The organism is Halomonas sp., from assembly GCF_052095765.1.
GTDB lineage: Bacteria > Pseudomonadota > Gammaproteobacteria > Pseudomonadales > Halomonadaceae > Halomonas.
Map to the genome: position 1 here is coordinate 20,805 of NZ_JBQDJZ010000035.1, position 4,566 is coordinate 25,370.

The 4,566-nt window shown below is 56.0% G+C and carries 4 protein-coding genes and 1 pseudogene; 1 reads left to right on the plus strand and 4 read right to left on the minus strand.

Going from position 1 to position 4,566, the window contains the following annotated elements:
- Positions 1 to 144 precede the first annotated feature (144 nt).
- Positions 145 to 399 (minus strand): hypothetical protein, encoded by a 255-nt coding sequence (locus ACTH3D_RS06480; RefSeq protein ID WP_441666249.1) that lies wholly within the window; start codon positions 397 to 399, stop codon positions 145 to 147.
- 132 nt (positions 400 to 531) lie between these two features.
- On the opposite strand from ACTH3D_RS06480, the gene ACTH3D_RS06485 reads away from it, so the two are divergent.
- Complete coding sequence (locus tag ACTH3D_RS06485) at positions 532 to 1,545, plus strand: patatin-like phospholipase family protein (protein WP_441666250.1); 1,014 nt, start codon at positions 532 to 534, stop codon at positions 1,543 to 1,545.
- Between the two features lie 228 nt (positions 1,546 to 1,773).
- Here ACTH3D_RS06485 and ACTH3D_RS06490 read toward each other — a convergent pair whose 3' ends face one another.
- From ACTH3D_RS06490 to ACTH3D_RS06500, 3 genes and pseudogenes are all read right to left on the minus strand, one after another.
- Positions 1,774 to 2,739, minus strand: coding sequence for an iron-siderophore ABC transporter substrate-binding protein (locus ACTH3D_RS06490; protein ID WP_441666252.1), 966 nt, complete (start codon positions 2,737 to 2,739; stop codon positions 1,774 to 1,776).
- A 330-nt stretch (positions 2,740 to 3,069) separates the two neighbouring features.
- Positions 3,070 to 3,564, minus strand: a pseudogene (locus ACTH3D_RS06495) (ABC transporter ATP-binding protein); the annotation flags it as partial.
- Positions 3,565 to 3,678: 114 nt separating this feature from the next.
- Positions 3,679 to 4,566: TonB-dependent siderophore receptor (locus ACTH3D_RS06500; RefSeq protein ID WP_441666253.1), on the minus strand; the 888-nt coding region annotated here is incomplete at its 5' end.

Here is a 4,566-nt window from a genome sequence, read left to right on the forward strand (position 1 = left end):
AGCAACTGACTTGTAATCAGTAGGTCCCGGGTTCGACTCCTGGTGTCGGCACCAGCTAAAAATAGCATCTTCAACAGATTGCAGAATATCAAAACCGTCTCATATGAGGCGGTTTTTTGTGTCTGTATGTAATTTACCTTATCTTCAGCCCCTGCTGGTGTTCTGATCAGCATCCGGCCAATAGTGGCTGCCGGGCGGTGGGCGTGGGCCGAAGGTTGCCTGTCCCACCCGCACCACGGTGGCACCTTCTTCGATTTCAAAGCGCCGTTCCAGTGCAGCAGCTATCCGCAGGGCTGTCGAGGCCTGAAACTCGCTGGCAAAGCGCGCCACATGCTTGGCCTTGCTGGTCTGCAGGTGACCGATCACCGACCAGCGCAGCTGTGTCAGATCGGCTAACACCTGATGTTAGGCGTGACTGGTATTTGCAGCAGACTCTGCCTATGTTAACGCAAAATAGATCCACGCTGGAAAATTGCCTGAACAAAGGTTCGTCATCCAGAACCCTACATGTAGACAAGGAGTACGATACGGATGCGTAAAAAATCGGTCAATCTGGCACTACAGGGCGGTGGCTCACACGGGGCATTTACCTGGGGAGTGCTGGACTACTTCATGGAAGACGAACGTGTCAGTGTCGGCGGGATTTCGGGCACCAGCGCAGGCGCAATGAATGCAGCGGTGTTGGCACAGGGTTATATGGAAAATGGCGCAGATGGTGCGCGTGAGTCGCTTGAAAAGTTTTGGCGACAGGTGGCACATATGGGCAGGTTCAGCCCCATCAAGCGAAGCCCTTTGAGCGTACTGACTGGCAGCTGGGACATGGGCTACTCGCCAACTAATGTGATGATTGATCTGTTCAGTCGGGTTGCTTCTCCTTACGATATCAACCCGTTGAATATTAACCCACTGCGAGACTTGGTTGAGTCGACTATTGACTTCGAAAAGGTAAGGGCATGTAGCGTATTAAAACTGTTTATTGCGGCAACCAATGTGCATTCGGGGAAGATAAAAATATTCGAACGTGAAGAGCTGACGGCGGATATGGTCCTGGCCTCTGCTTGCTTACCTTCCATTTATCAAGCCGTTGAAATTGATGGGGTGCCTTACTGGGATGGCGGCTATGTGGGTAATCCGCCTTTATACCCTTTGTATCACTCCACAAAGTCAAAAGATATATTGGTCGTTCAGATCAATCCGGTTGAACGGAATGAAACACCAAAAACTGCCATGGAAATTCAGAATCGTATCAATGAAATCTCGTTCAATTCGTCCTTATTGAGAGAGTTGCGCGGTATTGATTTTGTGCATCGTCTTCTGAATGACAACAAGTTGGATGAAGAGTATTACGCGAATATATTGATGCACCGTGTGGAGGGCGCCGAGAAAATGAATGAATTATCGGCTTCCAGCAAAATGAACTCTGAGTGGGAGTTTCTGGTGTACCTGCGAGATATTGGCCGTGAATCAGCCAAGACTTTTCTTGATGAAAACTATGAAAGCCTGGGTGTGAAGTCCACACTCGACTTGAGGCGTGAGTTTTCATGAACTCAGAGTCGACGGTCTCAAGTTTCAATAGACCGCGTCATTGAACGGCCCATCAGGCACTCGTCTGTTGCTTGAGCTGCTCATCCCACTGTCGGCAGGCGGTTTGCAGAGATCGCGCCAGTGCCTGGGTTGCCGGACCTGCCGCGCCACGGTTGGCCTAGACTGGTAACAGTTTTTCTCTCTGAATGGTCATACATTCAAAGCCAGGATCGGCGTAGTGACCGCCGCTCAATGGCTGCCATGGGCGTTCTCCGTGGTGAGGGCTGAGCCGGTGTCGGTCCTGTGGTTGGTTGGCAAGATACTAAGCGTTTGATCGGGCGGTTTACCGTTAGCGCAGGCCTTGAGTACTTGTGACTGATCGTCGCTCAGTGCCGCGGCCAGTGTCCTGGCGAAGCGCGTTGCCGATGGCAGGCCGCCGAAACTCCAGATCGGCGGCAGAGTGATAACGTCATCTCGGACTACACTGGCGATGTTTTGCCACAGAGCGCTGGTCTTCAGTGCTGCGGCCACACCCGCGGGATAGGGCTCGATGATGACCAGACGCGCTTGCTCGAGGCTGATCAGGCGCTCGAGCCTCGCCAGGCTGAAGCCCCAGGCGTTGGTCGGCTCCTGCCATGCATTGATCAGACCGAGCCGGCTCATGACGTTGTCGAACAGGCTGTTGGCGCCGAATATGCGAACATGGCGAGCATCCATGAATTGCACGATCATCAACGGCCGGGACTCTGTCGGCAGGTGCGAGGCCAGGCAATCGACCTCGAAACCAGAGGTCTCAATCAGCTGTTCCGCGGCTTCTTCGCGTTTGCTTAGCTCCCCCAGCTTGCGTGTCAGCAACTCGAGCTCTGGCCAGACTGGCTCGTCGGGGGTGTAGATCGAGAGCGTTTCTACCGGTGCGATAGCGGAAAGGCGCGGCGCAAGATTGTCGAACATCGGCGAAATCAGGATGTGTTCCGGAGCGAGGCTTGCCAGCAGTTCGAGGTTGGGCTGGGTGCGCAACCCCATGTCGATGACCGGCGGCGGCGTTGCTTGGCCAACCCAACTGGCATAGTCGTCGACCTGAGCCAGCGCCACCGGCGGCGCATCTAGCTCGATCAGGGTCTCGGCCAGAGTCCAGTCGAGGCTGGCGAGCCGAGACCCGGCGAAGGCGGGGGGAGCTAGTGCTATTGCCAAGGCTAGCATTAGGGGCGCGATCATGGGTGTAAAAGCGTGGTAGTAGCGTTGAGTCATGAGGTTGGCGGCGACGGCGCGTTAGTGAACAAGGGCAACGGCATGTTCACCACTGGGGTGGGGCATTACCTGCATCGGGATGCCGTAGATCTTTTCCAACAGGTCGCTGTGCATCAGTTGTGTCGGCGAGCCTTCGGCGATGCCCCGGCCGGTGTGTAGAGCAACCAGGTGATCGCAATAGCGCGAGGCCATATTGATGTCGTGTAGCACGATAATAACGCCGAGCCCCAGCTCTCGAGACAGGGTCCGCACCAGCGACATGACCTCAACCTGATGGGCGATACCTAGTGCTGCCAAGGGTTCGTCGAGCAGCAGCAGGCGACTGCCTTGAGCGAGTAGCATGGCCAACCATACTCGCGTGCGTTCACCACCGGAGAGGGTCTCGACTAGGCGATCGGCGAAAGACTCGGTATGAGTCAGCGCCATGGCTTGGGTTATATGCCCGATATCGTCGCGATGCGAACGGCCGAGTAAACCCTTCCATGGATAGCGGCCAAAGGCAATCAGCTCGCGACAGGTCAGGTTTTCAGCCCCGGGCAGATGCTGGGGCAGATAGGCGACTTCCCGGGCGAACGCTCGCTGGCCCCAGCTAGACAGTTCGCGGCCATCGAAGTGTACGGCACCGCTGCTAGCTGATTGCTGCTGGGCAAGCAGTTTGAGCAAAGTGGACTTTCCTGAGCCATTGTGACCGATCAGGCCATGGACACGCCCGGTCTCGAAGCTCAACGTTGTTGGGTGCAGCAGGCGTTTACCCTGGACTTCAAAGCTTGCGGCGTGAACGTCGAGCATCATGATCTCCGCATTACCTCCCGTATGAGAGATGCTGCTGCAGGAGGGGAGTTAAAAACCAAAAGATAATGGTTATCAATTCCAGAAAAAATGTCAATGAGTAACTCTTAACCGCCGCTAGAAACGATAGCTCAGAGTGGCATTAACGCTGCGCTCGGCGCCAAAGTAGCAGAAGTCCAGCGAGTTGCAGGACGCCACGTATTCCTTATCCAACAAATTATTGACGTTAAGGCGAGCGGACACGCCCTCAAGGCCCGCCTGGCTGAAGTCGTAGCCTAGGGTTGCATCGAGCAGGGTGTAGTTCGGCACCTGCTCGGTGTTGGCGCGGTCGGCCTGGATGTCGGCGTGATAACGCACGCCAAGTCCGGTGCTGAGGCCGGCCAACGGGCCCTGCATGACGTCGTAGTAGCCCCACGCGGAAGCGCTGTGCTTCGGCGCGTAGATAGCGCTGTTGCCCTCGTTGCCATCGTCACTCTCTGCGTAGGTGATATCGGTGTAGGCGTAGCCCGCCTGCAGACGTAACGCTTCGGTCAGCTGGGTGCTCGCCTCGAACTCGATGCCTTGAGACTCGATCTCGCCCACGGCGCGGTAGGGATCAGTAGGCTGCTCCTTGGTTGCCACGTTTTCCTGGCTGATATGGAACAGCGCAACAGAGTACTGGTCCTGGGTGTCATTAGGCTGGAACTTGAGCCCGGTCTCGACCTGTTCGCCTTTCATCGGTTCGAGTAGATTGCCCGTTGAGTCGACGAAGCTGGTCGGCGTGAAGGAGGTGGAATAGCTCACATAGGGCGAAATGCCGCTGTCGAAGGAATACAGCAGGCCTGCACGACCGCTGAACTGGGTGTCGTCCAGTTTGCTGGTAGCATCGGTATCGCGATTCCTGCTCTCGATATCGACCCAGTCGTAGCGGCCGCCAAGTGCCAGGTGCCAGCGGTCCCAGTTCAGTTGATCCTGCAGGTAGACGCCGGTCTGCTTGAGTTGATGTTGCTCGCGGGTGGTGACGGC